This window comes from Hungatella sp. SL.1.14 (assembly GCF_024460495.1).
Classification (GTDB): Bacteria; Bacillota; Clostridia; order Lachnospirales; family Lachnospiraceae; genus Hungatella; species Hungatella hathewayi.
The window spans coordinates 1-254 of sequence record NZ_JANFYJ010000600.1; the positions used below are offsets into that span (position 1 = coordinate 1).

Genomic DNA, 254 nt, shown 5'->3' on the forward strand with positions numbered 1-254 from the left:
TGTGCGCTTATGCGGTATTAGCAGTCATTTCTAACTGTTATCCCCCAGTGTAAGGCAGGTTACCCACGCGTTACTCACCCGTCCGCCGCTAAGTCAAATCCTCTTCCATCCGAAAACTTCCGAAGATCCGCTTCGCTCGACTTGCATGTGTTAAGCACGCCGCCAGCGTTCATCCTGAGCCAGGATCGAACTCTCATGTTAAATGATTCGTTTGATCCGGGGTCAAAATCAACTAACTAGCTAATTTATTTCCC

At 48.4% G+C, this 254-nt stretch carries 1 rRNA gene; it reads right to left on the bottom strand.

Going from position 1 to position 254, the window contains the following annotated elements:
- Window positions 1–201: ribosomal RNA gene (locus tag NE473_RS32465) — 16S ribosomal RNA — on the bottom strand; the annotation flags it as partial.
- Window positions 202–254 lie beyond the last annotated feature (53 nt).